The 4,365-nt window shown below is 66.1% G+C and carries 4 protein-coding genes and 1 pseudogene; 1 reads left to right on the top strand and 4 read right to left on the bottom strand.

Annotated elements, in window-relative coordinates; genetic code table 11:
- Positions 1 to 264: 264 nt before the first annotated feature.
- From ADL25_RS06015 to ADL25_RS06005, 3 genes are all read right to left on the bottom strand, one after another.
- Complete coding sequence (locus ADL25_RS06015; RefSeq protein ID WP_059126580.1) at positions 265 to 729, bottom strand: pyridoxamine 5'-phosphate oxidase family protein; 465 nt, start codon at positions 727 to 729, stop codon at positions 265 to 267.
- A 367-nt stretch (positions 730 to 1,096) separates the two neighbouring features.
- On the bottom strand, positions 1,097 to 2,023 hold the full coding sequence (locus ADL25_RS06010; RefSeq protein ID WP_059126579.1) for an NADP-dependent oxidoreductase: 927 nt from the start codon (positions 2,021 to 2,023) through the stop codon (positions 1,097 to 1,099).
- 90 nt (positions 2,024 to 2,113) lie between these two features.
- Positions 2,114 to 2,662 carry a carboxymuconolactone decarboxylase family protein gene (locus ADL25_RS06005; protein ID WP_059126578.1) on the bottom strand — a complete coding sequence of 183 codons (549 nt, stop codon included), beginning with the start codon at positions 2,660 to 2,662 and terminating at the stop codon, positions 2,114 to 2,116.
- A gap of 141 nt (positions 2,663 to 2,803) precedes the next feature.
- Here ADL25_RS06005 and ADL25_RS06000 point away from each other — a divergent pair, with 141 nt between their 5' ends.
- Complete coding sequence (locus ADL25_RS06000; protein WP_059126577.1) at positions 2,804 to 3,457, top strand: TetR/AcrR family transcriptional regulator; 654 nt, start codon at positions 2,804 to 2,806, stop codon at positions 3,455 to 3,457.
- Between the two features lie 134 nt (positions 3,458 to 3,591).
- Here the strand turns inward: ADL25_RS06000 and ADL25_RS52130 are convergent.
- Positions 3,592 to 4,365, bottom strand: a pseudogene (locus ADL25_RS52130) (integrase core domain-containing protein); the annotation flags it as partial.

The following is a 4,365-nucleotide window of genomic DNA, read 5'->3' as shown; positions in this document are numbered from 1 at the left end:
ACGCACCACAGCAATCTCGTCCGGAGTCACGCACACTCAACGCCACACCCAGCCCACAGGACACGCACCACCACAACCGACCTGACCAAGCCCTACTAGCTGGCGGCCTATCCAACGCATGCAGGGATTGAGGCGGCGGGGGCTGGAAACGGAGCGCACTATGCGCCCCGCGCCAGTCCTGACCCTGCTCCGGCAGACCTGCTACAAGATCGCCATGGGCATCACCATGGGGTGCAGACGTCTGTCAGGTGGTCCGATGTCGCATCAAAGGTATGCCACACCGTAGTTGGCGGCCCACTCACGCTTCAGGTCGTCTTCGTTCGCGTGCCCGAACGTGTACGCGGGAGAGTCCACCCGCAGCACCCGGTCCACCCGGATCAGTACGGCCTCGTGGCACGGGTAGATGGGATCGCCGTGGGTGTTCAGCACCCACTGGCGGGACCAGTCGTACACCGGGTCGCCCTCGCCGCGGATCTCGGCTGTTCCCTTGAAGCGGTACCCCCGCCTCAGCAGGAAGTCGATCACGTTGACCTCAACCCGCGGATTCTGCCGCAGGTTCTCCACCGTATTGGGCGAGGCCATGTTCATGAATACCAGGTGATCGTCGTCGTAGACGCGCACGGACCCCTTCGGGGAGAGGTTCGGAGAGCCGTCCTCGCAGACCGTCGCAACGAACGCCAGCTTGGCGCTGGTGACGATCTGCCGCATGTCCTCAGTGATTATTCCCATCGCTCCTCAACCTTTCCTGCCACGTCTGCGTGCCGCGTCCTCCTGGGCCGTCACAACGCAGCCCTTTTCGAGTGCGCGGCACAGCGGGCCGATGGCCTGGTCCGCGAAAGCCCTGGCTGCTCGCTCTGCGCTGTTGCGCGGGCTTCCCGATCGCGTTGGGCGCCCGCTGTCCGCTGACACCCCGGTCAGTGATCGCATCCGCACGGACGGCCGTTCCAGGGACCGTGTCCCGGAGCCCGGAACCCCGCCGGCGGTCGGCCCTCCACGGTGCCACCGTGAACCGGCCCGACCGCCTGATGCGCCCTCGCCTGGTGGGCACGGCCGCGCACGCGGCCGTGCCGTGTCCGCAGGGTGCCGTGAGTCGGTGTCAGGGCCGGGCGACACCCCGTCGTGGATGTGCTCCGGTGAGCACGATCTTCTTGCCGCCTGCCTGCCCGGCGGACACCCGGGCGAAAGCGGCCGACCCCTCACTCAACGGGAGGGCTTCCACGTTCTGCTTCAGTGTGCCCTCCACGACCGCCTGCGCCAGATGGGCAAGCTGAGCGGCATCAGGCCGGACGTAGAGGTCCGTGCTGGTGATACCACGCTCTCCCGTCGGCGCGTCCGAGGTCAGCGACACCAGACGCCCACCGTCCTGCACCAGCGACAGCGCGGCCTGCGCGGTACCACCAGCAGCGATCAGCGCACCATCGAACCCACCACGAACCCGACCCGCCCAATCCGAGTCGTGGTAGTCGACAACCTCCAGCGCACCCCGGCCACGCAGGCGCTCAGCAGCCGAAGCGGACGCAGTCGCCGTCACCTCGATCCCCCGAGCGGCAGCAATCTGCAACGCCAGCACACCGGTCGCCCCACCACCATTGGTGATCAGAAGCCGCTGTCCCCGGCTGAGCCCCAGCGCCTCCAGCGACTGGTACGCCGTGAGCCCGGCAACCGGCAGCGCCCCCGCCTGCACCGGATCCAGCCCCGCCGGGCAGATCGCAGCGCTGGCCGCAGTGATCAGCACCCGCTCAGCCCAGAAGCCACTGCCACCGGGCAGCGGGGCCTCATGCGCAAGCACCCGGTCACCCACAGCAAAGCCCTCGACATCAGGACCGACGGCCACCACCCGGCCCACGCCCTCTACACCCAGCGCCGCCGGCGGACGCAGCCCCACATCCCAGCCCGCACCGTTCAGCAACTGATCCCACGGACCGACACCGGCCGCCTCCACCTCCAGCAGAAGCTGACCAGCACCAGGAGCCGGCGGCTCAGGCACCTCCAGGAGGACGACGTCCGCATCGGGTCCGGACACTCCGCTAGCCTTCATGATTATCCCTCCACTCGGTCCGGCCGACGGTAGGTACAGGCCGGCCGCCATATCTTCACTCTGAGGTTTCCGCGCTCAACTGGGCGTACCGACCGAGCTGGCGGAGGGGATGTCGATGTCGGTCTGGTTGACGTTGTTGAGAAAGTTGGTCAGCAGCGCCTGCACTGCGACCGTGACGATCGCCAGGATCTCCGGGTCGGTGTAGCCGGCGCCGCGCACAGCCGCCAGGTCTGCGTCGCTGACTCGCCCGCGGCTCTCGACCACCTGCTGAGCGAAGCGAGCGACTGCGGCGCGCTTGGGGTCGACCGAGCTCCCGGCGCGAGCCAGGTCGATGTCGTCACTCGACATCCCGCTGACTTCGGACGATACGTACGTGTGAATCGCCAGGCAGTAACCGCAACCGTTGGCCTGCGAGACCGCGAGCGCGATGGTGTGCCGCGTCTTCGCGTCCAGAACGCGACTCATGGTGCCCTGCAGCGTCGTGACGGCTTCAAGAACGGTCGGGTTCGACACGATGGTCTTGAACATGTTCGGGACGAAGCCGAGCTGTGCGCCAATTTTGTCGAGGATGCCTTGCGCTCCCGCGGGGACGTCTTCGGGAGCGGGAGTGTTCAGTCGTGACATAGCGGATCAACCTCCGGTAGGTGTGCGAGTAGTCGCCAAGCCCAGGTCAGGCCGAGCTTTCTGGGCTTGGCGGCCCACTTTTCAGAGCTAACACCACCCAAGACTGGGCTGTCAAGCCCAACCTGCGGTATCGTGTGACGCATGGAAGCCACGACACGAGCTCGGGTGCCTCACAAGCTCACGGACAAGGGTCAGGCGACGCGTGCCCGGATCCTGGAACATGCCGCGGAACTCATCTACACGAAGGGTGTCCACGCGACGAACAACGAGCAGCTCCGTCGCGCGGCCGGCGTCAGCGGGTCACAGCTCAACCACTACTTCCCGACCAAGGAGAGTTTGGTCCTGGCAGTCATCGCATGGCAGGCCGATCGCGTCCTCGCATTCCATCGCGGTGAGCGATTCGCCTCCTTCGATGATCTCGACGCATTTCGGGAGTGGGCGGATTTCTACGGCGGCTACGAGCGCGCCTACCAGGAAGGCTGCAGCCTCGGCTCCCTCGCGAGCGAGATCATCAAGACCGACCTTGACGTTCACGATGAGCTCGCGAGCGCGTTCGATCACTGGCGGGACATCTTCCGCGACGGGCTCCAGCACATGCAGCGACTCGGCCGCATCAGCACTGACGCGGATCCGACGCAGCTGGCCAATCTGCTTCTCTCTGCATTCCAGGGCGGCAGCCTCCTCGCTCAGGTCGCTCGGGACATCACCCCGCTAAAGGACGCGTTGCAGGCAGCCATCGATTACGTGCAGACCTTCGTGAGGTCTCCCGAAGTCGACGTACTGCAGGTTCGCTAGCCGCCGACGGTCTGAGGCTGCCCATCGAACGTGAGAAGGGTCGCATCCTCGACGGCGGGACCGGGCGGCAGTCAAGCATCCGACTCAGGGGGCGGGCGCGCGTGAGGCGTCCCCCGGAGTGTGGACACAGGGGCTCATGCCGCGATCGAGAGCTTATCTGCTCGCAGATGCTGCTGTTCGAACTCCACAGGCGAGAGGTAGTTGAGGGCGCTGTGACGCCTGCGGACGTTGTAGTACGTCAGCCACTGGAAAATCTCCAGCCTCGCCTGCCGCACCGTCGAGAACAGCCTCTGGTGCATCGTCTCCCTCTTGAGTCCCTGCCAGAAACTCTCGGCGAGGGCATTGTCGTAACTCGAGCCGACCCGGCCCATGCTCCTGCGGATCCTGAAGCCGTCGCAGACCTGCGCGAACGCGGCAGCGGTGTACTGCGAGCCGCGGTCCGCATGAAAGATGACCCCAATCCACGCTGCCACCGCGGGGGGCTACGGCCATCTTGAGGGCATCGGTGACGGGATGGTTGTGGGTCTGGTGTCTGTTCTTCGAGCCGGTCGGTCGGCCGGGGCCCGCGGTGCAGGATTTCGGTGCTCTGGCCGGCTGAGGAGTCTTCCTGTGGAGGCGGCGAAAACCTCGGCGGACTCGTGCAGGCGTGAGGCGTCCATGTCGTGCCGGCCGTTCCCAAGGTCGGCGGAGGTCTTCGACCAAGGGTCGGGCGAGGCGGAGTTGGGCCGTAGGCGGCGATGACGAGCCACGTCCAGCGGTCCGCCGCGGTCGGGTCGCGGAGTTTCGGAGCGGTCCAGCCCAAAGTCTGTTTGATCATTCTGAAGGTGTGTTCAAGATCGAATCGCCGCAGAAACGATTGCCAGAGCCGGTCCACATCGGCAGCGGTGGCATCGCAACGTGACCACCAC

It is taken from the genome of Streptomyces sp. NRRL F-5122 (assembly GCF_001507435.1).
In the GTDB taxonomy this organism is placed as follows: domain Bacteria; phylum Actinomycetota; class Actinomycetes; order Streptomycetales; family Streptomycetaceae; genus Streptomyces; species Streptomyces lannensis.
This window is presented reverse-complemented; position numbering and strand designations above follow the sequence as displayed.